This window comes from Acinetobacter sp. AR_0276 (genome assembly GCF_003000705.1).
GTDB classification, from domain to species: domain Bacteria; phylum Pseudomonadota; class Gammaproteobacteria; order Pseudomonadales; family Moraxellaceae; genus Acinetobacter; species Acinetobacter nosocomialis.
In genome coordinates, this window is the sequence record NZ_PSQO01000004.1 from 2394978 (window position 1) to 2421384 (window position 26407).

23 protein-coding genes are annotated in these 26407 nt (G+C 39.8%); 11 read left to right on the forward strand and 12 right to left on the reverse strand.

Features of this window, described 5'->3' with window-relative positions; translation table 11 throughout:
* Positions 1–161 precede the first annotated feature (161 nt).
* Positions 162–1571 (forward strand): ribosome biogenesis GTPase Der, encoded by a 1410-nt coding sequence (gene der, locus CSB87_RS12275; RefSeq protein WP_006582200.1) that lies wholly within the window; start codon positions 162–164, stop codon positions 1569–1571.
* A gap of 115 nt (positions 1572–1686) precedes the next feature.
* Positions 1687–2343 carry a 4'-phosphopantetheinyl transferase family protein gene (locus CSB87_RS12280; protein ID WP_006582199.1) on the forward strand — a complete coding sequence of 219 codons (657 nt, stop codon included), beginning with the start codon at positions 1687–1689 and terminating at the stop codon, positions 2341–2343.
* 71 nt (positions 2344–2414) lie between these two features.
* Here the strand turns inward: CSB87_RS12280 and secB are convergent, their stop codons facing one another.
* From secB to rsgA, 4 genes are all read right to left on the reverse strand, one after another.
* Positions 2415–2873, reverse strand: coding sequence for a protein-export chaperone SecB (gene secB, locus CSB87_RS12285; RefSeq protein WP_002053511.1), 459 nt, complete (start codon positions 2871–2873; stop codon positions 2415–2417).
* Positions 2874–2900: 27 nt separating this feature from the next.
* Positions 2901–3158: a glutaredoxin 3 gene (grxC, locus tag CSB87_RS12290; RefSeq protein WP_000729828.1), complete on the reverse strand. Its 258-nt coding sequence runs from the start codon at positions 3156–3158 to the stop codon at positions 2901–2903.
* A gap of 11 nt (positions 3159–3169) precedes the next feature.
* Positions 3170–3586 (reverse strand): rhodanese-like domain-containing protein, encoded by a 417-nt coding sequence (locus CSB87_RS12295; RefSeq protein ID WP_000443006.1) that lies wholly within the window; start codon positions 3584–3586, stop codon positions 3170–3172.
* A 97-nt stretch (positions 3587–3683) separates the two neighbouring features.
* Positions 3684–4742 (reverse strand): ribosome small subunit-dependent GTPase A, encoded by a 1059-nt coding sequence (rsgA, locus tag CSB87_RS12300; RefSeq protein WP_002053397.1) that lies wholly within the window; start codon positions 4740–4742, stop codon positions 3684–3686.
* Positions 4743–4867: 125 nt separating this feature from the next.
* On the opposite strand from rsgA, the gene orn reads away from it, so the two are divergent.
* The 3 genes from orn (at position 4868) to CSB87_RS12315 (ending at position 7260) form a co-directional block, all read left to right on the forward strand.
* Positions 4868–5434, forward strand: a complete 567-nt coding sequence (gene orn / locus CSB87_RS12305; protein ID WP_002053300.1) for an oligoribonuclease — start codon at positions 4868–4870, stop codon at positions 5432–5434.
* Between the two features lie 154 nt (positions 5435–5588).
* On the forward strand, positions 5589–6320 hold the full coding sequence (locus CSB87_RS12310; protein WP_006582198.1) for a Bax inhibitor-1/YccA family membrane protein: 732 nt from the start codon (positions 5589–5591) through the stop codon (positions 6318–6320).
* Positions 6321–6456: 136 nt separating this feature from the next.
* Positions 6457–7260 carry an enoyl-ACP reductase FabI gene (locus CSB87_RS12315; protein ID WP_002027450.1) on the forward strand — a complete coding sequence of 268 codons (804 nt, stop codon included), beginning with the start codon at positions 6457–6459 and terminating at the stop codon, positions 7258–7260.
* 196 nt (positions 7261–7456) lie between these two features.
* Here the strand turns inward: CSB87_RS12315 and CSB87_RS12320 are convergent, their stop codons facing one another.
* From CSB87_RS12320 to CSB87_RS12355, 8 genes are all read right to left on the reverse strand, one after another.
* Positions 7457–8305: a DUF4062 domain-containing protein gene (locus CSB87_RS12320; RefSeq protein ID WP_006582197.1), complete on the reverse strand. Its 849-nt coding sequence runs from the start codon at positions 8303–8305 to the stop codon at positions 7457–7459.
* A gap of 194 nt (positions 8306–8499) precedes the next feature.
* Entirely contained in the window at positions 8500–9894 is a 1395-nt protein-coding gene (locus tag CSB87_RS12325) for an efflux transporter outer membrane subunit (RefSeq protein WP_079377027.1), read from the reverse strand.
* A 22-nt stretch (positions 9895–9916) separates the two neighbouring features.
* The gene (locus CSB87_RS12330) at positions 9917–11911 is read right to left on the reverse strand and encodes a MacB family efflux pump subunit (RefSeq protein WP_004710652.1); all 1995 of its coding nucleotides are present in this window, start codon (positions 11909–11911) and stop codon (positions 9917–9919) included.
* Positions 11912–11913: 2 nt separating this feature from the next.
* Positions 11914–13254, reverse strand: a complete 1341-nt coding sequence (locus CSB87_RS12335; protein WP_002053440.1) for a MacA family efflux pump subunit — start codon at positions 13252–13254, stop codon at positions 11914–11916.
* 107 nt (positions 13255–13361) lie between these two features.
* Positions 13362–14351, reverse strand: a complete 990-nt coding sequence (holA, locus tag CSB87_RS12340) for a DNA polymerase III subunit delta (protein WP_002053357.1) — start codon at positions 14349–14351, stop codon at positions 13362–13364.
* 20 nt (positions 14352–14371) lie between these two features.
* On the reverse strand, positions 14372–14881 hold the full coding sequence (gene lptE / locus CSB87_RS12345) for an LPS assembly lipoprotein LptE (protein WP_002053498.1): 510 nt from the start codon (positions 14879–14881) through the stop codon (positions 14372–14374).
* Between the two features lie 27 nt (positions 14882–14908).
* Positions 14909–17533: a leucine--tRNA ligase gene (gene leuS / locus CSB87_RS12350; RefSeq protein ID WP_006582195.1), complete on the reverse strand. Its 2625-nt coding sequence runs from the start codon at positions 17531–17533 to the stop codon at positions 14909–14911.
* 187 nt (positions 17534–17720) lie between these two features.
* Positions 17721–18074: a DUF4124 domain-containing protein gene (locus tag CSB87_RS12355; RefSeq protein WP_004883279.1), complete on the reverse strand. Its 354-nt coding sequence runs from the start codon at positions 18072–18074 to the stop codon at positions 17721–17723.
* Positions 18075–18577: 503 nt separating this feature from the next.
* On the opposite strand from CSB87_RS12355, the gene CSB87_RS12360 reads away from it, so the two are divergent.
* The 6 genes from CSB87_RS12360 (at position 18578) to CSB87_RS12385 (ending at position 26397) form a co-directional block, all read left to right on the forward strand.
* Positions 18578–20302, forward strand: a complete 1725-nt coding sequence (locus tag CSB87_RS12360) for an acetolactate synthase 3 large subunit (RefSeq protein WP_106105076.1) — start codon at positions 18578–18580, stop codon at positions 20300–20302.
* Positions 20302–20793, forward strand: coding sequence for an acetolactate synthase small subunit (ilvN, locus tag CSB87_RS12365; RefSeq protein WP_001215920.1), 492 nt, complete (start codon positions 20302–20304; stop codon positions 20791–20793). Before CSB87_RS12360 ends, ilvN begins: the two co-directional genes overlap by 1 nt.
* Before the next feature lie 32 nt (positions 20794–20825).
* The gene (gene ilvC / locus CSB87_RS12370; RefSeq protein WP_006582194.1) at positions 20826–21842 is read left to right on the forward strand and encodes a ketol-acid reductoisomerase; all 1017 of its coding nucleotides are present in this window, start codon (positions 20826–20828) and stop codon (positions 21840–21842) included.
* Between the two features lie 326 nt (positions 21843–22168).
* The gene (locus CSB87_RS12375) at positions 22169–24223 is read left to right on the forward strand and encodes an EAL domain-containing protein (protein ID WP_006582193.1); all 2055 of its coding nucleotides are present in this window, start codon (positions 22169–22171) and stop codon (positions 24221–24223) included.
* Between the two features lie 555 nt (positions 24224–24778).
* On the forward strand, positions 24779–25729 hold the full coding sequence (locus tag CSB87_RS12380) for an IS481 family transposase (RefSeq protein ID WP_006582413.1): 951 nt from the start codon (positions 24779–24781) through the stop codon (positions 25727–25729).
* A 104-nt stretch (positions 25730–25833) separates the two neighbouring features.
* Complete coding sequence (locus tag CSB87_RS12385; protein WP_106105077.1) at positions 25834–26397, forward strand: TetR/AcrR family transcriptional regulator; 564 nt, start codon at positions 25834–25836, stop codon at positions 26395–26397.
* Positions 26398–26407: the final 10 nt, after the last annotated feature.

Sequence of the window (26407 nt, forward strand, 5' to 3'; positions counted from 1 at the left end):
CTTAACAAATTACGCTGTTAAAAAATATCGGGGTGTTTGAATTAAATCAGTTCAAAGCCCCGTCTTTTATTATGGTCATATCTGACCTTAAAATATATCTCCTGTACTGTTTCTAATGCTCATGCCATGAGATATGGCTGGTCTTGAATTAAGGTTATTGTATGAAACCCGTTATTGCGCTCATTGGTCGTCCGAATGTCGGAAAATCAACGTTATTTAACCAGATTACCAAGAGTCGTGATGCACTTGTAGCCGACTTCGCGGGTCTGACTCGTGACCGTAAATATGGTGATGCGACTTATCAAAATAAGTCTTTCATTGTTGTTGATACGGGTGGTATCGGTGAAAGTGAAGGCGGTATCGATAACTACATGGCCGAGCAGTCAAAAACAGCCATCAACGAAGCAGATATTATTATTTTTGTGGTTGATGCGCGCGCCGGATTGTTAGCTTCTGATGAACAAATTGCTCGTGAACTTCGTACGTTAGGCAAGAAAATTTATCTTGTTGCGAACAAGGTAGATGGTGTACATGCTGAAGCTGCTTTAGTTGAGTTCTTTAAACTTGGTATGGGTGAACCATTACAAGTTGCAGCGAGTCATGGTCGTGGCGTTCAGCAAATGCTTGAAGATGTACTTCAAGATGTTCCTGAAGATGAAAACCCAGAAGAGCATGATAAAGATACTGGTTTACGTTTAGCCATTATTGGTCGTCCAAACGTGGGTAAATCAACGTTGGTAAACCGCTTACTTGGTGAAGACCGTGTAGTGGCATTTGACCAACCGGGTACAACTCGTGATTCTATTTACATTCCTTTTGAACGTGAAGGCCGTAAATACACTTTAATTGATACAGCGGGTGTACGTCGTAAAGGTAAAGTTGATGAAATGATTGAGAAGTTCTCAATTGTGAAAACTTTACAGGCAATGAAAGATGCTCACGTTGTGGTTGTTGTGGTCGATGCTCGTGAAGGTATTGTTGAGCAAGACTTACATTTAATTGGCTATGCGCTTGAAGCTGGTCGTGCCATGGTGATCGCCATTAACAAATGGGACAACATGAGCGAGTACGACCGTAAACAATGTAAGCTTGACGTTGAACGTCGTTTTGACTTCATTCCTTGGGCAAAAATTCACTTAATTTCTGCTTTACATGGAACAGGGGTAGGTGAGTTATATCCTTCTATCCACCGTGCTTATGAGTCTGCAAATTTAAAAGTTTCACCAGCAAAATTAACTCAAATTTTGAGTGATGCGACAGAAGCTCACCAACCGCCAATGATTAGTGGTCGCCGTATCAAAATGCGTTATGCGCATATGGGTGGACAAAACCCACCGACTATTGTGATTCATGGTAACAAGGTTGATAAGACACCTGCGGACTACCGTCGTTACTTAGAAAACGTGTTCCGTAAAGTGTATAAACTTGAAGGTACGCCAGTTCGTATTGACTTTAAAACTTCTGAAAACCCGTTTGAAGGTCGTAAGAGTCAAGTTGATGAACGTACAGCTGCGCGCCGTCGTCGTTATATTCAGAAATTCAAAAAAGCGGAAAAGAAATTTAATCGTTAATCTGTATAAATGTAAAAAAGCCCAAAGTATTCTTTGGGCTTTTTATTATATGGTTTAATAAGTTATTGGTATTTTTATATTAGCTTTAATCCTTAATTAGATGGATTTAAAAAAAATGAATGATAGGAAAATTGAAGTTTATATAGGAAAGCTCAATGAGTTTTTAAAACAAGAACAGCAAGACTTTCCTGACTTTCGTACATTTAATAATTATAAAAAGCAGCAAATACAGCACATTAAAAATAATTTATTAGCTCAAAAGCTAAATGTAAATCCAGAAGATTTGTTATTTGCTAAACATGAGTATGGCAAACCTTACTTATTGGACCATGTTCTGCATTTTAACCATTCACATAGCCAACAATATTATGCTTTAGCGCTAAGTGAGCGAGTTAAAGATATTGGTATAGATGTTGAAGAACTTGACCGTAAAGTACGTTTAGATAGTTTGGCACAACATGCTTTTCATACTGATGAATATGCAACATGGCAAAATCTAGAACAAGATAGAGAGTATTGGTTTAAAGTCTGGACCACTAAAGAAGCTGTTCTAAAAGCATCGGGCCTTGGTATACGTTTAGATTTAAATACTTTAAACACTCAAGCACACCCTACAAATCATGGCGGATTATGTTCGCATGAACTTATTGGAACATTTGCTTATCAAAATTTTGTTTCAGGTAACATGATTTTAACAGTGGCATGGCGTTCAGAGCAGTCTTGCCGCGGGTTTCAGTTTCCTTCTATTCAGCTTCATCCATTTGAAAGATAGAGTGTGCCAAATAGCACGTATAAAAAAACCGCGAATTACGCGGTTTTTTGAGTTTAGAGCAAGCTATAAAATTAAGCTTGACCTTCAACAGCAGCAGCTTGAGCACGTTCCATATTTGCTTCGAACTCTGCATCAAAGTTGATTGGAGTAAGAAGTAATTGTGGGAAGCTACCCTTAGTAACTAAGTCGTTTACAGCTTCACGTAGGAACGGGAACAAAATGTTCGGGCAGTATGCACCCAAAATGTAAGGTAAGCGGTCTTCTTCGATATTATCGATTAAGAAAATACCAGATTGAGTTACATCTACGATGAATGCTGTTTCATTGTCGTTATTGGCTTGAACCACAACTTTTAAAGATACTTCAAAGTGAGTTGGGTCAATCTTTTCAGCAGCAGAAGAAAGATTGATGTTAAGTTCAGGTTGCCATTGTTTAGTAAAAACTTGTGCCCCTGGAACCTCAAAAGAAATATCTTTTGTATAAATACGCTCTAAAGCTAATTGTGGTTGAACTTGTTGTTCTTCGCTCATTGTTTTTTCCTTAATATGGATGCGATGTTAAGCCAATAATTCGTCGAGTTTACCTTCACGCTCTAAAGCATAAAGTTGGTCAAAACCACCGATAAACTGATCATTAATAAAAATTTGTGGAACAGTACGATGATTTGTACGTTGCATTAATTCAGCACGTACTTCTGGTGCCTCAACAGAAAGATTTACTTCTTTGTAAGCAACACCTTTACGCTCAAGTAATTGTTTCGCGCGAACGCAGTACGGGCATACAGAAGTTGAGTAAACAATGACATTTGCTGCCATAACAATTCTCCTTAAGCTTTTGGTTTGCTTTTAACGAGAGGTAAGCCTTGAGCTTTCCAGTTACTGATACCACCATCAAGGCGATAGCTGTCATGGTGAGCAACTTTCTGTAAAGCGCTACCAGCAACTTGCCCTAGGTTGCAAATAAATACCAATGGACGGTCACTTGCTTTTAATTCATCAGCATGACTTGCAATTTGGCTATAAGGAATATTGCGGCTACCACTAATGTGACCTTCGCGGAAGTCTTTGCTATCGCGTAAGTCAATCAAAAGGGCATTTTTCGCTTTCACTAAAATACCAAGCGACTGTGGAGAAATTTTACGACCGTTACGTTGACCTTCAAAAATGAAGAACAATACGATCAAGACTCCGAGTGTACCAAACAAAATGGGGTGATTCCCCATAAACTCTAACCAGCGTTCCACAAGTCACCTAAAAAAATTAAAAACAAAATTGACCTAGAGTATAGCGTATATAGATGGTGATCAAAATCACCACTTCAAGGGCAAAAGGGGTAGAAAATTAGTTTTTTTGCTGCGCTTCTTGAATCTCGTCGATTAAACGTAAGAAGCTATCTAAGCGTCGCGGCAAAATTTCACCTGCTTCAACAGCCTGTTTTAAGCCACAGTTCTTTTCATGAGTATGCGTGCAGTTACGGAACTGACATGAACCTAAATGCGCTTCAATTTCAGGAAAACCCATACGAATTTTATCTAAATCGAGATGCCAAAGCCCAAACTCGCGAATTCCCGGCGAATCAATTAAGGCGCCATTTTTACCAAAGTTGATTAAGCGCGTAGAAGTCGTGGTGTGTTGTCCAAGTGCCGAGTTTTCAGAGATGATATTGGTTTTCTGCTCGGCATCTGGAATGAGCACATTAATAAGTGAGCTTTTACCAACACCTGACTGGCCTACAAAAGCTACTGTCTCACCATCAAGTCGTTGAGATAATGCTGAAATATCACCTTTAGAATGACAAATCATGACTTCATAACCTAAATTTTCATACTCTTTGAGCATGTCGAGAATCGGATCATTTTCAGTGAGTAAATCCGATTTATTTAGTACTAGAAGAGCAGGAATATTTGCATCTGCACATGCTACTAAATAGCGATCAATTAAAGTCGGTGCCGGTTCTGGAAGCGGAGCAAAAACAATAACGATTAAACTAATATTGGCTGCTACAGGCTTTACTTTATGATAGCGATCTGGACGAGTAAGTAATGAAGTACGAGGGTGAATTGCAGTAATAATCCCTAAGCCTGTGTTAGGGTCTGCTTGCCACTTCACTCTGTCACCCGTGACTAGTAATTCAAGATTTGTACGAGTGTGGCAACGCCAAATACTTTTTAGTTCAATCGGTTTCCAAAATGGTTCTGGTTCGCCTTCGGCAACTTGAGGTTTTTCTGGGTGATGCTCGGGTACAGAAAGTGCCTGTACTTCAAGTTGACGGCCATAGTGCTGCACAACCAGCCCATCTAGATCTTGTGAAGTATCGACTTCTTCTTGGCGAGTTTTATGCTGTTTTTCAATACGACGTTGCTGTTGCTCAGTTAAACGACGCTTACGAATTAGAGCCATTCATATCCCAAAAAAACCATTGTTTGAAGACCGCAAAAATAGCACGAAGCTGGTATGGAATTACAGCGCAGAAGCAAGAAATTTGCTACTATTGATGTTTTTACGGCATTTTAGAACGTACATACATGAGCAGTACTTTAAATACACGATTAATTTGGATTGATCTGGAAATGACCGGTTTGGATACCGACAACGACCAGATTATTGAAATCGCAACAATTATTACAGATGATCATTTAAATGTACTTGCCGAAGGTCCGGTTTTGGCTATTCATCAACCTGATCGTATTTTAAATGCAATGGATGAGTGGAATACGCGTCAGCATGGCCAGTCAGGTTTAATTGAGCGAGTTCGCCGTAGTAAATTGACAGCTCGTGACGCTGAGTTACAGACTTTAGAATTCTTAAAAAAATGGGTCAATCCAAAAGTTTCACCAATGTGTGGTAACTCGATTTGTCAGGATCGCCGTTTCTTGCATCGTCTTATGCCTGAGCTAGAGCAGTATTTCCACTATCGTAATCTCGATGTGTCTACGATCAAAGAACTCTCAAAACGCTGGCGCCCTGAAATTATGAGCGGTCTGAAAAAGAATGCATCACATTTAGCTATGGATGATATTCGCGATTCAATTTCAGAGTTGAAATACTACCGCGAATATTTCTTCATTATGAACACTGATGGTAAAGATTGATTACGTTGTTCAAGTCATATGAAAGGGGGCAGTAGCCTCCTTTTTTATTGCTTATAAGACATCGTTACAATAATACCAAGGGGTAATTTGGCTTTCATATTCATTTTGCTTAAAATGATGTTTTAAGTTTATTTATTATAAAAAGAGAGCATTTATGCAAAGTAATAACCCGATACTGACTCGCGTTGAAACGGTCAGTGACTACAGTCAACCAATGACCGTGCAAGGTGCGATTCAAAAATCTGTGATGTTGACTATCATTGCTGCTGCAGTGGGTGTCGCTTTATTTTTCTATGCAGCCTTTACTGCAAATGTTGGTATTGCTTACGCAGCTTCAATTGTGGGTGCAATTGGTGGCTTGGTTTTAGCTTTAATCACAACGTTTAAACCAACGACTGCGCCAACTTTAGCAATTCCTTATGCTTTATTCGAAGGGGCATTTATTGGTGGTATTTCTTTTACTTTCCAGTTGAAATATCCGGGCGTTCCGCTTCAAGCTTTATTAGCTACTTTCGTTACCACTTTAGTGATGTTTGGTCTCTATAAGTTCCAAATTATACGCGCAACCGAAAAGTTCAAATCAGTTGTAATTTCGGCATCTCTAGCAATCTTTATTGTATTTATTGTACAGATGGTGATGCGTTTAGCGTTTGGTTCAAGCATTCCTTATATTTTTGAAAGCAACTGGTTGGGTATTAGTTTTGCTGCATTTGTTGCAGTCATTGCTTCACTTAACCTGATTTTAGATTTTGACTTGATCGAAACCAATGCAGCATACCGTGCTCCAAAATTCATGGAATGGTTGTGTGGTATTGCCTTACTTGCAACTTTAGTTTGGATGTATATCTCGTTCTTACGTCTACTTGGCTTATTGTCTGATGACTAAAAATGAGATGATAAAAAGTCGCTCCTAAATCGGGGCGATTTTTTTTCGTGCGATTTTTGAAAAAAGATGCATTATGCAATTTCGAAAAATGTTGAATATTGGCATTATGCTGGAAATTGTTTTGAGTGAGATCGGCATGACACAAGGACTTTTAGCAGGTAAACGCTTTTTGATTGCAGGCGTTGCTAGTAAATTATCAATTGCTTATGGTATTGCACAAGCATTACACCGTGAAGGTGCTGAGCTTGCATTTACTTATCCAAACGAAAAATTAAAAAAACGTGTAGATGAGTTTGCTGAGCAATTCGGTTCTAAACTTGTGTTTCCATGTGATGTTGCCGTTGATGCTGAAATTGATAATGCATTTGCGGAACTTGCAAAACATTGGGACGGCGTAGATGGTGTTGTACATTCAATCGGTTTTGCACCTGCACACACGCTTGACGGTGACTTTACTGACGTGACTGACCGTGACGGTTTTAAAATTGCTCATGACATTAGCGCATACAGCTTTGTTGCAATGGCACGTGCTGCAAAACCTTTATTACAAGCTCGCCAAGGTTGTTTATTAACTTTGACTTACCAAGGTTCTGAACGCGTTATGCCTAACTACAACGTAATGGGTATGGCAAAAGCTTCTTTAGAAGCTGGTGTTCGTTACTTAGCATCAAGCTTAGGTGTTGATGGTATCCGTGTAAACGCGATTTCTGCGGGTCCAATCCGTACTTTAGCCGCTTCTGGTATTAAATCTTTCCGTAAAATGTTAGATGCTAACGAAAAAGTTGCACCATTAAAGCGTAACGTAACGATTGAAGAAGTGGGTAACGCAGCATTATTCCTATGCTCACCTTGGGCTTCAGGTATTACTGGTGAAATTCTATATGTAGACGCCGGTTTCAATACTGTCGGTATGAGCCAATCTATGATGGATGATGAATAATTAGATTTATCTAATTTACATAATGAAGCCGCTTTTAAAGCGGCTTCATTCTTATTATCCCTAAGTTTTTTGAATAGGATTATCGTTCGAAAAGGATTTTAAAGCACTAAGCCTAGCATCATTAGAGAGTATATCTAGCAATTTTAGTTGGGAAAAATTCTATCTTAATCAAGCTTATATAAATTGATCCTGATATTTATAATTCGATCATATCCGCGATTTGATAACCGAGATTAGTGATTCTAAATATTTCACCTTTATAGCCGCGATCTTCAATTAAATTTTCATCTTTTAGTTCTTCAATAGCTGATTTCCAACGGGCAACCTCTCTTGGTTGTCGTGATGAAATAAAATTTTTACCATTAGTTTGAATGTCTTCACCCCCAAGATAGCTTAGATACATAATAGTACCGTTACTATCGAGACTTGCTTCTTTAAGTAATGTACGAGCTTCGTTTGATAAAGTCGGAAGTGAAATTTTAGATTTTACTACTTCAGTTTTATGTAGTAATGAGTCACTTATTTCGAATTTAAATAAAGAGTGTTCATTAATTTTAAGTTGGAGATGGCGATAAAATTTCTCTTTAAAGTCAGATTGGTTATCATAACTTTGATATAAGCCACGAGTTTGACAACTTTTCTTAAACTTACTTAATTCAGCATATTGATTTGGGTCAACTGTGTCTATTACAACAGGCTGACTGGAAAAATAAAGCATTGCTGGTTTATCAGTGGCTATATGTTTTTCGATTTCCTCCACAGTGCCGCTAGCATATTCTGTGGTAGGTGTTCCAATGCGTGTCCAAAAAACACCAATAAGGAAGTCACATTTATCTAAAACTTGGTTATTTATGATTTCTTGAGGAGATGCTCCCATTTCAGGAGATGAATGAGATTCCCATCCAACAGGTAATAAAACAATATTTCGTGATTTTGAATGAACAGCATTCCATTCATATATTACATCACGAATGATAGTCCTTTCAGATGCAACATCTCCAGGAGAGGCTATCATTACATTGAATACTTTAGCTTCGTAACTCATAGTTGGAACTCTTTTTGTAAATAAAATTAATCGAATTTTCTATCTTATTTGGATTTATTTTATTCAGTGTATAAAGCAGAAATATTTACGTTAACATATAGAATTTGATGAGTAAAATCAAAAAACTATCAGCTCATCGAAAATGAACTGATAGTATTAAGCAAGTAAAAAAATAGCATCTAGAGTAGTGCAAGTTATTGTGGCAATTCTTTTACAGGTGAACCACCTAATGCCTGCATGAGGGTGACATAAGCGTTGTATTGGCTTTGTTTGGTTTCAACAAGACTCAAGCGCGCAGTACGTGTTGTTTGCTGGGCATCGAGAAGTGTTTTTAACGCAACAGCGCCATAACGGTAACGTACTTCGGTTAAACGTTCGGTTTTTTCTGCAAGTTGAAGATTACGCTCTTGCAGTTCTACTTGTTTGTCGAGTTCTGTACGGCTTGATAACGCATTTTCTACATCAGCAAAAGCCTGATAAAGCGTTTGGCGATATTGAATAATCGCTTTTTCATAATCAAGATTACTAATCGCGATATCTTTTTTCATATCGTTATATTGCAAAAATGGCAAACTCAAACTTGCCCCAAGCGTGAGGGCAGGGTTGCGTAATAACTCGGTTAACGATGTGCTGCTTGAACCTAAACTACTGGTTAAGCTAATAGACGGATAGTAACTTGCTTTGGTCGCATCTTTGGTTGCCAGAGCCTTTCTTAAACGAAGCTCGGCTGCTTGCAAGTCAGGGCGGCGTGACAAAATATCCGCCGGTAAACCTGCACCAATAGCAGGAAGCGCTGTACGTGGTAAACGCTGTGGTTCTTGGATGTTGAGTTGCTGTACTGGCTCATGCAATAACACTGCAATGGCTGTACGTGTTTCCACAAGCTGTTGTTCAATTTGGCTTAAACTTGCTTTTTGGCTTTGAACAGACTGCTCGGCTTGCGTAAGGTCTAAGCCTGAAACTGCACCTGCTTTATACTGAGTTTGAACTAACTGATAAAGCTTTTGTGAAGTGGCTAAGCTCTGCTGTGCAGTTGCATAACGTTCATTTAAGTAGCCCAGTTGCCAGTAGAGTTTCGCTGTAGTGGCAATCAGACTTTGACCTGTAGACTGTAAGTCTTGTTCAGTCGCTAAAGCTTCCCATTTACTTGCTTCGGTTTGACGAGCAAGCTTGCCAAACAAATCAAGTTCATAACTTACGCCTGCACTTAAGGATAGTCCTTTAGCACTATCATCGCCTGAATTTAAATCGAAACTATGACCTGTAGAAACATTTGAACTGGTACGTAAGCCTTGTTGATTTGCCGTTAAATCAGCTTTTAAGCGAGCTTGCTTTAAGGTAATTCCCGCAACAGCTAAATCGCTATTACGTTCTAATACGTTGTTTACAAGCTGATTGAGCTGTGCATCTCCAAACAGTGTCCACCAACGGTCAGAGTATTGTTCAACTGATGCTGTTTTAGTTTTAGTCGTATCGTACTGAAAACTACCCGGAACTTGTACAGACGGTGCTTGGTAAGGCGTTTTAACCATTGCCGCACATCCCACAAGAGAACTGCTGAGGAGAAGTGCTGCGCTAAGTTTAGTCATTGAAAAAGACATGCAATTTTCCTTATTCTCGTGATAGTGCTGCAACAGGGTCAAGTTTTGCGGCATTTTTGGCAGGCAAGAAACCGAATACGACACCAATCAGTGTTGAGCAAACAAATGCTGCCACAATCGAAGTCGTTGAATATGCCACTGCAAAATTACCTGCGGCTACTTTGTTAATAAGTTGTCCTAACCCCAGCGAAAGTAATACGCCGAGAACACCACCAATTAAACACACTAAAATTGCTTCAATTAGGAACTGTTGCAAAATATCACTTTGTCGAGCACCGACAGCCATACGTACACCAATTTCTTGCGTACGTTCAGTTACCGAAACCAACATAATGTTCATTACACCAATACCACCAACTACCAGAGAAATGACCGCAATTGCTGAGACCAGAAGGGTCATGGTGCTGGTTGTTTTCTCAATGGTTTGACGGATACTGTCACTGTTCATAGTGAAAATATCTTGGGCACCATGTCGCTGCGTTAATAAATTAACAATGGCGTTTTCAGCAGCGCTGGTCGAGTATTTATCATTAATACGTACAACAATATTACGGACATGCGCTTGCCCTAACATACGGCTCATGACCGTGGTATATGGCATATACACATTAAGCGTATCGTCTGAGCCCATACTACTGGTCTGAGGTTCGACAATCCCGATAATACGAGCCGGCACACTACCTAGTAAGACCACTTGCCCGATTGGGTTAGTACCATCGCTAAAGAATTGTTTTTGCGTATTCGTGTCAATCACTACATCTTGTGAACGATCACGTACACTACGTTGATCAAAAGTTTGACCATCTTTAAAAACCAGACCTTTTACATCAAAAAAATCGTTACTTACGCCATTAATGGTCGCGTTCGCTTCATTTTGTTGATAACGCATAGTTTTGGATGTGCTGACCATTGGACTGACCGCACTCACATAAGGCTGCGTCATTAATGCATCGGCATCGGCAGGTACCAATGTTTTAAAATTGGCCGTCTTGGAGTTATCACCAAAACCACGCCCTTGGAATACCGTAATTGTGTTAGTACCGAGGCCGCTAATATTTTCCAAAATCTGCTTTTGTGAACCATTACCCAGTGCGACCACCGTTACGACAGATGCAATACCAATAATAATCCCGAGCATGGTTAAAAAGGTACGCATACGGTGGGCATTCATAGACAGCAGCGCCATTTGGAACGCCTCAGATAAGCGGTCTAAAGTTGAACGCCAAGCTGAAATGCTTTTACCTTTTTTCTGCTTATTTTGTAGAGCAGGTGCAGCATCGGGGTCAGATTTAACTTCTTCTGTAGATTGGTCTGGAACATTAGGACGGTCACTAATAATTTCTCCGTCACTAATTTCGATAATACGCGTTGCATTTTTCGCAACTTGCATATCGTGCGTAACCAAAATAATGGTGTGACCAGCTGCATTGAGTTCACGTAAAATTCGCATTACCTCAATACCACTATGTGAGTCGAGTGCGCCTGTTGGCTCATCGGCTAAAATTACATCACCACCATTCATTAAGGCACGGGCAATTGAAACACGTTGCTGTTGACCACCTGAAAGTTGGCTTGGTCGGTTTTGTGTTTTTGTGCCTAAACCTAACTCGGTAAGTAAGGCAGTTGCACGCTGTTTACGATCTGAAGGTGTAACACCTGCATAAACAGCCGGAACTTCAACGTTACCTTCGGCTGACAAGTCACCAAGTAAGTGATAGCGCTGGAAAATAAAGCCAAAATATTCACGGCGTAATTGGGCCAACTGGTCAGGTTCTAGCTTACCGGTTTCTTGACCATTAACCTTGTAACTACCACTTGTTGGGCGGTCCAGACAGCCCAAAATATTCATGAGCGTTGATTTACCAGAACCGGACTGGCCGACAATCGCAACCAGTTCACCTTCATAAATGGTCAGGTCAATGCCTTTTAAAATTTGAATCGTGCTTTCGCCAGCAGGGAATTCCCGGACCAGATTGCTGACTTCAAGCAAAGCTTGTTTTGTCATGCTTACATTCCCATTGGACCATTACGGCGACGGTTATTACCACTATTTGCAGAGGCAGCAGAGTTTTCTGAACTATCCGCAATTACAACTTGATCACCTTGTTTTAATCCGGCAAGTACTTGTGCATTTACACGGTTATTAATACCTACCAAAATTTGTGTTGGTTTAGTTGTACCATCTGCTTGTAAAACACGAACTACGCTCAAGGTTGCTTTACCTTGTTCAATAAGTTGTTTTTGTTCAGGAGTTAAGTTTAAGCGTTCTAAACGGGCACCATTACCTGAATGTTTTCTTTCGGCATTTGGAGTTGAAGCTGCTTTATCTGCTGACTGACCAGGTTTTTTCTGACCAGAAAATTGTTTGCTACTTAAGGCAGAAGATGGAACCAGTAAGGCATTTTTTGCTGAATCTAATACGATATAAACTTGAGCAGTCATATCAATACGCAATTTGCCATCTGTATTTGGAACGTCAAATAAAGCGTTGTAGTAGACAGCTGAGCTACTGGTTGAACTTGTAGTACTGTTTGACTCACTAGAAATTGAATCTGGTGCTGGCTCAATCTGACGTAATGTCGCATAACGCTTACTGTCATCGCCTAAAGTAGTGAAGTAGACTTTTTGACCTTTTTCTACTCGCATGATATCCGCTTCACTTACCTGCGCTTTAATCGTCATATTTTGCAGTTTTGCAATTTTAACGATCGTTGGAGCACTTTGGTTCGCGTTTACGGTTTGGCCTTCTTCAGTCACAATCGCAACAACGGTACCATCAGTTGGCGCAACAATACGGGTATAGCCAATATTTGTTTGTGCTGTTGAACGAGTAACTTTCGCAGACTCGATTTGTGCATCTAATGCTTTGACTTGTGCTTGGGCTGTTTTATAAGCAGCTTCAGCTGACTCTAAATCTGCACGAGGTGTCGCATCTTGAGCATACATTTGTTGCTGACGACGATATTCGAGTTGCTTTTCATTTAAAGATGCCACTTGTTGAAGGCGCTGTGCCTCTAAGTTTTTAATATTGGCATCAGATGTTTTTAAACTGTTTTCTTGGGTGGTTGAGTCAATTTGTGCAATAAGTTGACCTTGTTTCACTTGATCACCAAGCTGCACATACATCTTTTTAACCTGACCGGATACCTGAGCACCGACACTAATGAGCTTGGTTGCATCAAGCGTACCGGTTGCAAGTACATTATTCTCAATATCTCCGCGAGTTACCTCAGCTGTAATATATTGAGGCTGCTGCTGTTTAGGTTTAAAAAACTTCCAAGCTAATGCAGCAATAACGGCTATACAGACGACAATAATAACGAGTTTAATGGGCTTTATTTTTGGCATGGCGAGAGGTCGAAAAGTCTAAAATTTTAATTAGTATAAGAGTCAATTGAGGATAAAACGTGAATTTTTATGATATTTCAACAAAGCAGACAAAGGATTTGGCCGCTCTATTGTATAAATAATGTTTTCCCACACAACTCGGCAATCGCTTGTTGCATTAAATGTTCGGCATTTTCATTAGACATGCCTTTAATTGCTGCATCGATTTGCAAGAGTAGAGCAGACCATCCCAGAAATTGCTGTGGATTGAGTCTTCTTAAAGCTTGTTGATATAAGCTAACTTTGGTTTTCCAAATACCGAGTTGCAATGCATTGTGTGGCTGTTCAAACAACTGCATTAATAAACGCATTTCTTTACTTAATGTCCATAAGATCAGACTTTCTGGTTCACCCGAACCAATTAAATATTGGAAAATCTTAATAGACTGAGCAAGATTGCCTTCTAATAAAGCATCGCTTAAATCATAAGTGGTGTAACGAGACTGATCTTGCAAACAAGCGTATAACTGTTCAATTTGAATCAGTTTCTGGTCTGGGAAAGTATCTCTTACGCGCATCAAACTATTTTTAGCAGCGAGTAAATTGTGCTCATGATGTTGCATGAGCCACTGCCAAGCGTCATTGTCGAGTTGAATTTCGAGCTTTTCTGCTTCAGCAGCTAAAATTCTTTGGCGGTCTTGCGGATAGTTTGCAGTAAGAGCAACAACAACGCCGTTTGCTTCAACAACTTGGAAAAAAGCAGACTTTAAGCTACTGCTATCTTGTTTGGGTAAAACAATTAACAGCAGGTTGGTTTCATTATGCTGAATATAACTTTTAAGCTGTTTTAAACCATTTGCATCGGGCTTGATATTGCCGTGAACTTCAATAGCAAGTTGCTGTGAAAATAAAGACAAGCTGTTCAGGGCATTGAACACATTTTTCCAGTCACTCACACTACTAATGTCATAGCGCTGTCTTTCAATGTCTTGTTGCTGCCAGCTTTTACGGAAAGTATCTAGTAAATTTTGTTCAAGTAATGGTTCCTGACCATGCAGGATCCACGCACCCCGAGCTTCCGGAATGCGTTTAAGGGCTTGTAAGTAGTCAAGTTTCATTACTAAAGAATAGATAAATCTTATGGTTGAGCTTTTGGTAAGCGATTAGCTGAAATTTGACGAGTAATTTGCTGAGCAATGTCATCAATCACAATACGTTGCAAGTAACCTTCTTGCTGGTTTTCAGTGTTGACAGTTGCCAAGTCATATTGATAACTACGAGCTGCGGTTAAAGTACGTGGCTCGGTAATTTTATTCCCTTGACGGTCTTCAATTTGGAAAGTCACAGTCAGACGTAATAGAACTTCTGTAAGCTTACCATTTAGAAGTTGACGACGAGGCGTGTACTCTAAAACATGAAGAACATAGGCGTCGTTGTCATTGGTGAGCTGAACGCCATTTGCTGTTAAGTACACTTTTAATTGTGTTTCTAAGTCATCGGTTTTTGCCGGTAACTCAAGGCTCAACTTTTTATAAACAAGTGGAGTCGCAGTCGGGTTAGTTCCTTTTAAATGGAAACCACACCCGACTAAGCCTGCACTAAGGCCTAAGGTTAAAACAACAGCGGCTAAACGTTGGGCTAAGTGCATGCTTGATCCTCTCATTAATACCTGTAATTAAACCACGAGGTTAACCAATTTTTTTGGAACCACAATTTCTTTTTTAGTTGGTCCTGTTAAGAACTGTTGAACTTCTGGTAACGCTTTAGCTTGAGCTAATAATTCATCTTTAGAAATATCAACAGAAACTTCAAGTTTACCGCGAAGTTTACCATTTACTTGTACAACAATCGTTTGGGTATTGCGTGTTAACGCAGAAGCATCAACTTCAGGGAAAGTTGCTTCTGTTAAGTCCGTACCAAACTGAGCCAATAAAGTCTGGCTTAAATGCGGAGCAAATGGAGCAAGTAACGTTAACAATGTTGTGATTGCTTCACGTTCTACAGCAACGTCGTTATCATCTTTTGCTTCAAACTTATTGCTTGCATTTAATAATTCCATTAACGCGGCAATTGCAGTATTGAATGCATGACGACGTTCAATATCATCACTTACTTTTTGAATCGTTTCGTGAGTCTTACGACGTAAATCTTGAGCATCTTTAGACAAGTTTGCCGTATCGATTGCAGTTGCAGCGTTTCCTTTTTCAAGGAAGCTTGCTACCAGACGCCATACACGTTTCAAGAAACGGTTTGCGCCTTCAACACCTGCATCAGACCATTCTAAAGATTGATCTGGTGGAGCAGCAAACATCATAAATACACGTGCTGTATCTGCGCCGTATTGATCGATAATTGCTTGTGGGTCAATACCGTTATTTTTCGACTTAGACATTTTTTCTTGTCCGCCGATAATAACTTCTTGACCATCACCTGAATATTTTGCAGAAATGATGCGACCTTTCTCATCACGTTCTAATTCGATGTCAGCAGGGTTGAACCAAGTTTTCTTACCATTTTCCGCTTCACGATAGAATGTATCTGCAAGCACCATGCCTTGAGTTAACAAGTTAGTAAATGGTTCATTACCTTGTACAACGCCTTCATCACGCATTAATTTGTGGAAGAAACGTGCATAAAGTAAGTGGAGAATCGCGTGTTCAACACCACCAATATATTGGTTTACAGGAAGCCAGTTTTGAGCTGCTTCAGGTTTAACCATACCGCCAGTGAAGTCTGGAGACGCATAGCGTGCGTAGTACCAAGATGACTCTACGAATGTATCCAATGTATCTGTTTCACGGCGTGCATCGCCACCACAGCAAGGACATTTCGTTTCATAGAATTCAGGCATTTTATTAAGCGGGTTACCTGAACCATCTGGAACAACGTCAGTTGGTAATACAACCGGAAGTTGGTCTTCTGGAACTGTGACTTGACCACAAGTATCACAGTTAATCATTGGAATTGGACAACCCCAGTAACGTTGACGAGAAACACCCCAGTCACGTAAACGGAATTGAACCTTAGAATTTGCTAAACCTTGTGGCTCTAATTTCGCAAGGAATGCGTCAAACGCAGCTTGGAATTCTAAACCGTCAAACTCTCCAGAGTTAACAAGTTTACCTTCTTTAGAACCGTACCATTCTTGCCATTCAGTTGCAGAGTAGTCTGCATCGTCAGCGCCTTTAGCATCAATCACTTGTTTAATTGGCAAGTTGAACTTGTTTGCAAATTCAAAATCACGTTCGTCATGTGCTGGTACAGCCATTACTGCGCCAGAACCGTAAGACATTAATACGTAGTTTGCGATCCAGACAGGAAGCTCTTCACCAGTGACAGGATGTTTTACAAACAAGCCTGTTGCCATGCCTTTTTTCTCGGCTGTTGCCAAGTCAGCTTCTGCAACTGAACCCATGCGGCATTCTTCAATAAATGCAGCTAATTCAGGGTTGTTTTCAGCAGCTTTAAGCGCAAGAGGGTGTTCTGCTGCAACAGCAACGTATGTTACGCCCATAAGCGTATCAGCACGTGTTGTATAAACAGTTAAGCCGTCAGCATAAATTTCGGTATTGGCAGATGGGAAAGTAATTTCCATACCTGTAGAGCGACCAATCCAGTTACGTTGCATGGTCAACACTTGTTGAGGCCAGCCGTCTTGTAAGGTATCTAGGTCGTCTAATAATTCTTGTGCATAGTCCGTAATACGGAAGTAGTACATTGGAATATCGCGTTTTTCAACCAATGCACCAGAGCGCCATCCGCGACCATTTTCAACTTGTTCGTTTGCCAAAACTGTTTGGTCAACCGGATCCCAGTTCACTGTTGAAAGTTTACGGTAGATCAAACCTTTTTTATAAAGCTGAACAAACAACCATTGTTCCCAGTGGTAGTACTCTGGTGTACATGTTGCAAATTCACGGTCCCAATCAACAGATAAACCTAATTTTTTTAATTGGTCACGCATATAAGCGATGTTTTCAAATGTCCATTTTGCCGGAGCAACTTTATGGGCAATTGCAGCGTTTTCCGCAGGCAAACCAAAAGCGTCCCAACCCATAGGTTGTAGTACGGTTTCGCCTTTTAAACGATAGAAACGGCTAATTACGTCGCCAATTGTATAGTTACGCACATGACCCATGTGCAGTTTGCCACTTGGGTAAGGGAACATTGACAGGATGTAACGATGTTTACCTTCGACAGTGTCGGCAACTTTAAAGACTTTACGATTTTCCCAATCTTGTTGGACGGATGGTTCAATCGTGTTTGCTTGATATTCTGGGTCAATGTGAGAAATAGTCATAGACGTAAGCTATACAACGAAAATTGAAATGAAAGATTGCTGCACAGCATAGCGCAAAATAGAGGAAAATGTCAGTTTTTAGATCACGATTTTATCTTTTAATATGCGCTATAAAAATTTCCCAACTTATTCTTCTTTATTTTAAATCCGAGAAGAGTGGTGAAAGTATTCACCACTCTCATTTTACTTATCGTGGTGCTGAAGCTGATGGAGCAGGTGCGGGTGCAGCAGATGGAGCTGCTACTGCAGGTGCAGTTTTTTCCTGCATGGCGTTAGCTGCTTCTGGTACGGCTTTATCTGTTTTAGTCTGAGCTGGTTGTTCTGGGTTTGATGTCGGATTCTTCACAGAAGGCTGGGTACCGTAAGTTGAAACTTTGTTCAAATGTTTCGCACCCTTAGGTGGTGGTGTCGTGGTGTAATGTGTCGAGCCGTTTTTATCTACCCATTTATAATATTGCTCGGCTTGACTTTGAGTTGAGCAAACTAAAATTGCTGTGGTGATTGCTGTATATAAGCTTGTTTTTAAATAAGATAAATTCATATTAGATGTTCCCCAAAAAATACTGACTATATTTAAATAAAGTTCATAAATAAGCAATTTAGAATGCATGGTTTTATATAAAAAAGAGTGTTTTTTTAATAAAAATGGAGAGGGAATGAACAAATTTACGGCTTAATATTAGATTAAAAAAACAACAGCTAAAACTTTTTATGGAAAAACCATTTCTTTATTCTTGACTTTGTATATAGAAACAACAAAAATGCTTTCTCTAGTTTTATATGTATTTACTCGATCACCCTTCGAATAAATATCATGTTTTGTAATAGACATTCTCTCTAGCCGAGAGATTGATTTTACTAAAGTATGTATATCCAGACATGCTTTATTAATGTTAAAACAGCTTATACGGCTGAAAAACAGAAATTTTTCTATTGCAACGAAAACTAGACAATATGTGTGCTATAACAGTGCAGACAATTCAATGAATGAAACACTATTTGTGCCTTCCATAAATAGTGATAAAAATTTTAGGGTGAATCACGTTGGAACTTTTATCTGGTGGTGAAATGCTCGTTCGTGCTCTTGCGGACGAAGGCGTTGAACATGTTTTTGGTTATCCAGGCGGCGCTGTATTACATATTTATGATGCGCTATTTCAACAAGACAAAATCAATCATTACCTCGTGCGCCATGAGCAAGCTGCTGGTCATATGGCAGATGCCTACTCGCGTGCTACAGGTAAGACTGGCGTAGTACTGGTCACTTCTGGTCCGGGCGCAACCAATACAGTAACTCCAATTGCAACAGCTTATATGGACTCAATCCCAATGGTGATTTTGTCTGGCCAGGTTGCATCACATCTGATTGGTGAAGACGCTTTCCAGGAAACTGACATGGTTGGTATTTCACGTCCTATCGTGAAACACAGCTTTCAGGTCCGTCACGCGAGTGAAATCCCTGCAATTATTAAAAAAGCATTCTATATCGCGTCAAGTGGGCGCCCTGGTCCAGTTGTAGTTGATATTCCTAAAGATGCGACTAACCCTGCAGAAAAGTTTGCCTACGAATACCCTGAAAAAGTGAAGATGCGTTCATATCAACCGCCTTCACGTGGCCACTCTGGTCAAATTCGTAAAGCAATTGATGAATTACTTACTGCAAAACGTCCTGTTATTTATACAGGCGGTGGTGTCGTACAAGGTAATGCTTCTGCGTTATTAACCGAACTTGCACATTTACTTGGTTATCCGGTAACTAACACACTTATGGGGTTAGGCGGATTCCCGGGCGACGATCCACAGTTTATTGGCATGTTGGGCATGCACGGTACATACGAAGCCAATATGGCAATGCACCATGCAGATGTAATTTTGGCGATTGGTGCGCGCTTTGATGACCGCGTAACAAATAACCCAGCCAAATTCTGCCCGAACTCAAAAGTGATTCATGTCGATATCGATCCTGCGACCATTTCAAAAACGATTATGGCGCATATTCCGATCGTTGGTGCAGTAGAGCCTGTTATTCAAGAAATGTTGGCACAGTTAAAACAGTTAAATGTGTCTAAACCAAATCCTGAAGCAATTGCGGCTTGGTGGTCTCAAATTAATGAATGGCGCAAAGTTCATGGTTTGAAATATGAAAACCCATCTGATGGCACCATGAAGCCACAGCAGGTTGTTGAAACTTTATATAAAGTAACCAATGGTGATGCCATCATTACTTCTGACGTTGGTCAACATCAGATGTTTGGTGCACTTTATTATAAGTACAAACGTCCTCGTCAATGGATCAACTCAGGTGGTCTTGGCACCATGGGTGTTGGCTTACCTTATGCAATGGCTGCGAAGCTTGCTTTCCCTGACCAACAAGTTGTTTGTATTACGGGTGAAGCTTCAATTCAGATGTGTATTCAGGAACTTTCAACCTGTAAACAATATGGCTTGAACGTAAAAATCTTGTGCTTGAATAACCGTGCTTTAGGTATGGTAAAACAATGGCAAGATATGAACTATGAAGGTCGTCATTCAAGTTCTTATGTTGAGTCATTACCTGACTTTGCCAAGTTAATGGAAGCTTATGGTCATGTAGGCATTCAAATTAATCATGCCGATGAACTTGAATCTAAGCTTGCAGAAGCAATGGCTATCAATGATAAATGCGTATTTATCAACGTTATGGTTGACCGTAGCGAACACGTTTATCCAATGCAGGTTGCAGGTCAATCTATGCGTGACATGTGGATTTCTAAAGGGGAGCGCATTTAATGAGACATATTATTTCTGTACTCGTTGAAAACGAAGCTGGTGCGCTTTCTCGTTTGGTGGGCTTATTCAGCCAACGTAACTACAACATTGAAACTTTAAATGTTGCACCAACCGAAGATCCGACATTATCGCGTTTGACGTTAACGACTTATGGCGATGACCATAAGATCGAACAAATTACGAAACAGCTCAACAAACTTGTTGAGGTGGTAAAAGTAGTTGATTTATCAGAAGGTTCACACATTGAACGTGAACTTATGCTAATCAAAGTAAAAGCATTAGGTGCATCACGTGCCGAAATTAAGCGCACTGCGGATATTTTCCGTGCGCAAATTGTAGACGTGACACCAACGACCTATACCATTCAAATAGCAGGGACAACTGAAAAATTAGATGGTTTTATCGATGCGCTTGCAGAAAACACCATTCTTGAAGTCGTTCGCTCAGGTGTATCAGGTATCGCCCGTGGCGAAAAAGTTTTAGCCATTTAATTTTTTAAAAAGTATTTTAGCGGAGAACACAAATGCAAATTTTTTACGATAAAGACTGTGACTTATCAATCATCCAAGGCAAGAAAGTTGCGATTATTGGTTACGGTTCTCAAGGTCATGCTCATGCACTTAACCTTAAAGACTCAGGCGTAGACGTAACTGTAGGTTTACGTTCAGGTTCAGCTTCTTGGAAGAAAGCTGAAAACGCTGGTCTTAAAGTTGCTGAAGTCCCAGCAGCAGTTAAGCAAGCTGACCTCGTAATGATTTTGACTCCAGATGAATTCCAATCACAACTTTACCGTGACGTGATTGAGCCAAACATCAAAGAAGGCGCGACTTTAGCATTTGCTCATGGTTTCTCTGTTCTATATAACCAAGTTGTTCCACGTAAAGACTTAGACGTAATCATGGTTGCGCCTAAAGCTCCTGGTCACACTGTACGTTCTGAATTCCAACGTGGTTCAGGTGTTCCTGATCTAATCGCGATTCACCAAGACGCTTCTGGTAATGCACGTAACGTTGCACTTTCTTACGCTTCTGGCGTAGGTGGTGGTCGTACAGGTATTATCGAAACTTCATTCCGTGAAGAAACTGAAACTGACTTATTCGGTGAGCAAGCAGTTCTTTGTGGTGGTGCAGTTGAACTTGTTAAAATGGGCTTCGAAACTTTGGTTGAAGCTGGTTATGCACCAGAAATGGCTTACTTCGAATGCTTACACGAACTTAAGTTAATCGTTGACTTGATGTTCGAAGGCGGTATCGCTGACATGAACTACTCAGTTTCTAACAACGCTGAGTACGGTGAATACGTAACTGGTCCTGAAGTAATTAACGAACAGTCTCGTGAAGCAATGCGTAATGCATTAAAACGTATTCAATCTGGTGAATACGCGAAGATGTTCATCCAAGAAGGTGCGTTAAACTACCCATCTATGACAGCTCGTCGTCGTCAAAATGCTGCACACGGTATTGAACAAACTGGTGCTAAATTACGTGCGATGATGCCTTGGATTCAAGCAAATAAAATCGTAGATAAAGAGAAAAACTAATACTCTTTTCTATTGTTTAAAAAGACCCTGCTTCATGCAGGGTTTTTTTATTTTAGAGTAGCTAAAATAAGCTTAAAAAACATCATTAAGGTCAATTGACCTAGATTTAAGAAATCCTATATTTTTCATATAATTGGATGCTTAATTTTTGTTTACTTTATTGATTTCTAAAGTAAAAAATACTTGACCAAATGTTAGATAATGTTATTGTTTATAACTGACCAAAAAAGTCGAATTTACTATTTTTCTTTAACGTGTTTAATTGTATTTTGTGCAATGAATTGAACAAAATAAAAAAAAGTATTGAATAATCATGGAAGTCCAATATGGGTCATGTTGATTACGATAGCACATTGATCGTCGGCTCTTTTATTGCGGCTGGCGCTATTTGCTATATTGTGATTTCCATGGAGCAATTAATATTTAAGCAAGCCTATCAAAAGATTGAACCGCTTATTTTATTATTTAATGGATTATTACTCGCTGCGGCTATTAGTATTGTCCATATTGTTGGCATGCATGCTTATCATTTATTTGAAACTGCCAACGCTAATCTTTCTTTAATTACGCTTTCTTTTGGTATTAGTGCTGTACTTTCTTGTGTGGCAATTTGGCTCACTTCCCGTTTTACACTACCATTATTTAGGTTGGTTTTAAGCTCAGTCATTATGGGCATTGGTATTTCAGCTTCATATTATGTGAGTATGCTGGGCTGGAATATTGATATTTATAAGAAAGATTACACCTCATTTCTCATTTTATTTTCTGTCTTAATTGCCATGAGTGGTTCAGGTCTAGCTTTTTTGTTGGCCTATAAATTAAAAGAGAGCGAGCGTAATCGAGTAAGTTTAAAACTCGCTTTTGCAGTCATGATGACTTTAAGCATTATGGGCATGCACTATACGGCACTCATTGCGACTAATATTACCGATAAATTTGTGAGCCAATATCAGGCTGAACATGACCTGTTGCTGTTTACTATTATTCTGGTTACATGTCTGGTACTGGTCGCGAGTTTTATTGTCGCCGTGCTAGAACAACGACTGAATCAACGAAATTTAGAACTCCGTAAAGCCAATAAAGAACTCGCCAATCTCTCCATTCAAGATAACTTAACTAAATTACCAAACCGACTTTATTTAGTTGATTACGCAGAAGTTCTTCTGTCAGACCATCGTTATAAAGACCAGAAAATTGCTTTTCTTTATATTGATTTAGACCGTTTTAAATCGGTAAATGATGCCTTTGGTCACCACATTGGTGATCAACTGCTTATACAAATGGCCAATCGCTTACATTGGCAACTCAATGAAAAATGTAAGTTGCTTAGGATTGGCGGAGATGAATTTTTATTAATAGCTGAAAATACCGATACTGAAGAGGCAATGCAACTTGCTGAAAAAGTATTGCAGCTTATTCAAGACAGTTACCAAATTTCCGGTAAAGAAATTAACATTTCGGCAAGCCTTGGCATCGCATTGTTCCCTGAACATGGGCAGAATGTTCAAGACCTGTTAATGAATGCCGATGCTGCCATGCTGATGTCTAAAGAGCAGGGCCGCAATACTTACACCGTCTTTAGTTATTCAACCCACCAACAAGAAACCAGAAGTCAGTCAAAACTGATCAATGATTTATATAAAGCAGTCGAAGAAAAACAATTTGTTCTTTATTACCAACCTAAATTTAATACCAATCTTGAGATTTGTGGGGTAGAGGCGCTCATTCGCTGGAACCACCCAACTTTAGGTATGCTGACACCACATATGTTTATTGGTGGCGCGGAAAAGACGGGTTTAATTATTCCAATGGGATATTGGGCGCTTGAGCAAGCTTGCCAGCAAATCCAAGAATGGGAACGTAGCAATACGCAGTTTTATCCAATCGCAGTCAATTTATCGGCTTTGCAGTTTGAAAATAAAAAGCTCTTTAGTACCCTCGAAGGCTTGTTAAAAAAATACCAAATTAAGCCTCATCACCTCATTATTGAAATTACTGAATCAACTGCAATGCGGCATATCGACTTAAGCATTCGTGCTTGTGAGCGGCTGCGTGATATGGGCATTCGTGTCGCAATTGATGACTTTGGAACAGGGCACTCAAGCTTCTTATATTTAAAAGACTTACCAGTCGATGAGCTTAAAATTGACCGTGGTTTTATTGTCGATTTAAAACCGGGCTCAAAAGAAGAAGTCATTTTAGAAAGTATTATTCATTTGGCGAAAAAGTTAGGCTTAACCGTAACAGCCGAAGGGGTGGAAACTCAGCAGCAAGTCGAAATTTTAACGCGTTTAGGCTGTCAGCAGTTCCAAGGTTACTTGTTAGGAATGCCTGTAAATGTAGGGCAACTGATTCAGTCACAAGGCGCTCATTTTGTTTAACGAACTTGTGATAAATTTTAAAATTACAACTTTATATAATATCTAAAATAATAATTTAGTTAATCTAATGAAAAATAATAAGAATTTTAAAAACTTGTCATAAATTCCACATTGACACTTCTAAACTCTCAGATTATCCTTTGCCTGCTGGCCTACATTTGCCAGCCGGTTGTCGCAGACCGTCTCACACCGCATCAAGGCTATTTCGTCTGAGGAATAGTTTTGTGTGTACTCTCGTTCCCTCCCGTAGCGGTAGGACGGGAGAGGGACACCTATGGTGTGCTAGTTGTGTGACTAGTCTGCGAACCCTCTTTCGTTCTGCCACCATAATCCTTTATTAATGCTTTGGCAGAACTCCCTATATAAGGAGTTGGCTGTGCATACTTTTTTTACACCTCCCAGTTAGTCTTTAACACAGTTTGATCACTTTCGAGTTTTCAGGCTTTAGTTCGTCACGACTAAAAAATTATATCAACAATAAAACTTGAGATGCCTTAGGTGTTTAGTCCCAGATTTTAATGGTGCAATATTCTCAGATAAATGGAAGGAAGCACTATGGGACAAGTTCTACACAGCAGCGCCACAACGACACAGGCAGTGCGTCGAGCAATACAAAATAGTCAAGAGAGCTTAAGAACGCTAGCCAAGCGTTACGGCATCAATCAAAAGACCGTCGCAAAATGGAAGAAACGTACTTCAGTAGATGATCTTACAACCGGCCCAAAGAATCCTCGCTCAAGCGTGTTATCGCCTGAAGATGAGGCGGCAATTGTTGCTTTTCGAAAACGCACTTTGTTGCCGCTAGACGATTGCCTTTATGCATTGCAGCCGAGTATTCCTTATCTGACACGCTCGTCGTTACACCGCTGCTTACAGCGGCATGGTATTTCACGACTGCCTGAGGTACAAGGTGATCGCCCTGTCAGGAAGCGCTTCAAGAGCTACCCCATTGGTTACTTTCATATCGACATCGCTGAGATGCAAACAGCACAGGGTAAGCTTTATCTCTTCGTTGCCATTGATCGCACTTCCAAGTTTGCGTTCACTGAATTGCATACTAAAGCCAGTAAGATGGCAGCCGCGGAGTTCATGCGCAATCTGGTTAAGGCTGTGCCCTATAGAATCCATACGGTGCTAACAGATAACGGCATCCAGTTCACGAACCGCACCTGTGATCGCTACGCCTCTGAGCACATCTTTGATCGGGTTTGTACTGAATGTGGCATTGAACATCGTCTTACCAAGGTTAAGCATCCATGGACCAATGGACAGGTCGAGAGGATGAACCGAACGATTAAAGAAGCTACTGTCAAACGGTTCCATTACGACGATCACACTCAGCTATGCATTCACCTTGCTGATTTTATTGCTGCATACAACTTCGGCCGCAGACTCAAAACACTCAGGGGCCTGACTCCCTACGAATTCATCTGCAAACAGTGGACAGATGAACCTGAACTTTTTAAAATTGATCCGATCCATCAAATGCCGGGACTAAACACTTAGGGCCATCTTTGGGGCCTTTGCATGCTTTTTTTGCTTAGAGCAAAAGTTGCGGCTGTTTTATCTCATTTAGACACAACAACAAATTATTTTATAACGGTACATATATGCCATATTCAGATCTCTCAGTTCGCGCGTTAAGCGTGCTTCATACATCTCGTTATCTTTTTAATGACCATGGTTTTCACAACGTTGGTGTAGACCGCATTGTAGAAGAAGCGGAAGTGACCAAAACCACGTTTTATAAATATTTTCAGTCTAAAGAGCGGCTTATTGAAATGAGTTTAAATTTTCAAAAAGATGCTTTAAAAGAAAAAGTCTTCTCAATTATTTACACACAAAAAGATTTAGTGGTGCGTGAAAAGTTAAAGGAAATATTCTTTTTACATGTCAATCTGGAAGGGCATTATTATTTGCCATTTAGAGCTATTTTTGAAATTGAAAAAATTTACCCTACAGCCTATCAAGTGGTTATACAGTACCGTCAATGGTTAATTGATGAAGTTTATAAATTGCTTTTAACAGCGAAGAACGATGCTACTAAAAAAGATGCTCATATGTTTTTATTTGTAATTGATGGTGCCATTATTCAACTGCTAGATGAAACAAAGGCTGATAATAGAGAACTGTTATTGCAATATATTTTAAAAAGTATTTTTCTTAGTGATTAATTAATTAAAT

Coding starts and splice junctions, on each gene's coding strand:
- der (WP_006582200.1), top strand. CDS start 162: ATGAAACCCGTTATTGCGCTCATTGGTCGTCCGAATGTCGGAAAATCA.
- CSB87_RS12280 (WP_006582199.1), top strand. CDS start 1,687: ATGAATGATAGGAAAATTGAAGTTTATATAGGAAAGCTCAATGAGTTT.
- secB (WP_002053511.1), bottom strand. CDS start 2,873: ATGAGCGAAGAACAACAAGTTCAACCACAATTAGCTTTAGAGCGTATT.
- grxC (WP_000729828.1), bottom strand. CDS start 3,158: ATGGCAGCAAATGTCATTGTTTACTCAACTTCTGTATGCCCGTACTGC.
- rsgA (WP_002053397.1), bottom strand. CDS start 4,742: ATGGCTCTAATTCGTAAGCGTCGTTTAACTGAGCAACAGCAACGTCGT.
- orn (WP_002053300.1), top strand. CDS start 4,868: ATGAGCAGTACTTTAAATACACGATTAATTTGGATTGATCTGGAAATG.
- CSB87_RS12310 (WP_006582198.1), top strand. CDS start 5,589: ATGCAAAGTAATAACCCGATACTGACTCGCGTTGAAACGGTCAGTGAC.
- CSB87_RS12315 (WP_002027450.1), top strand. CDS start 6,457: ATGACACAAGGACTTTTAGCAGGTAAACGCTTTTTGATTGCAGGCGTT.
- CSB87_RS12320 (WP_006582197.1), bottom strand. CDS start 8,305: ATGAGTTACGAAGCTAAAGTATTCAATGTAATGATAGCCTCTCCTGGA.
- CSB87_RS12325 (WP_079377027.1), bottom strand. CDS start 9,894: ATGACTAAACTTAGCGCAGCACTTCTCCTCAGCAGTTCTCTTGTGGGA.
- CSB87_RS12330 (WP_004710652.1), bottom strand. CDS start 11,911: ATGACAAAACAAGCTTTGCTTGAAGTCAGCAATCTGGTCCGGGAATTC.
- CSB87_RS12335 (WP_002053440.1), bottom strand. CDS start 13,254: ATGCCAAAAATAAAGCCCATTAAACTCGTTATTATTGTCGTCTGTATA.
- holA (WP_002053357.1), bottom strand. CDS start 14,351: ATGAAACTTGACTACTTACAAGCCCTTAAACGCATTCCGGAAGCTCGG.
- lptE (WP_002053498.1), bottom strand. CDS start 14,881: ATGCACTTAGCCCAACGTTTAGCCGCTGTTGTTTTAACCTTAGGCCTT.
- leuS (WP_006582195.1), bottom strand. CDS start 17,533: ATGACTATTTCTCACATTGACCCAGAATATCAAGCAAACACGATTGAA.
- CSB87_RS12355 (WP_004883279.1), bottom strand. CDS start 18,074: ATGAATTTATCTTATTTAAAAACAAGCTTATATACAGCAATCACCACA.
- ilvN (WP_001215920.1), top strand. CDS start 20,302: ATGAGACATATTATTTCTGTACTCGTTGAAAACGAAGCTGGTGCGCTT.
- ilvC (WP_006582194.1), top strand. CDS start 20,826: ATGCAAATTTTTTACGATAAAGACTGTGACTTATCAATCATCCAAGGC.
- CSB87_RS12375 (WP_006582193.1), top strand. CDS start 22,169: ATGGGTCATGTTGATTACGATAGCACATTGATCGTCGGCTCTTTTATT.
- CSB87_RS12380 (WP_006582413.1), top strand. CDS start 24,779: ATGGGACAAGTTCTACACAGCAGCGCCACAACGACACAGGCAGTGCGT.
- CSB87_RS12385 (WP_106105077.1), top strand. CDS start 25,834: ATGCCATATTCAGATCTCTCAGTTCGCGCGTTAAGCGTGCTTCATACA.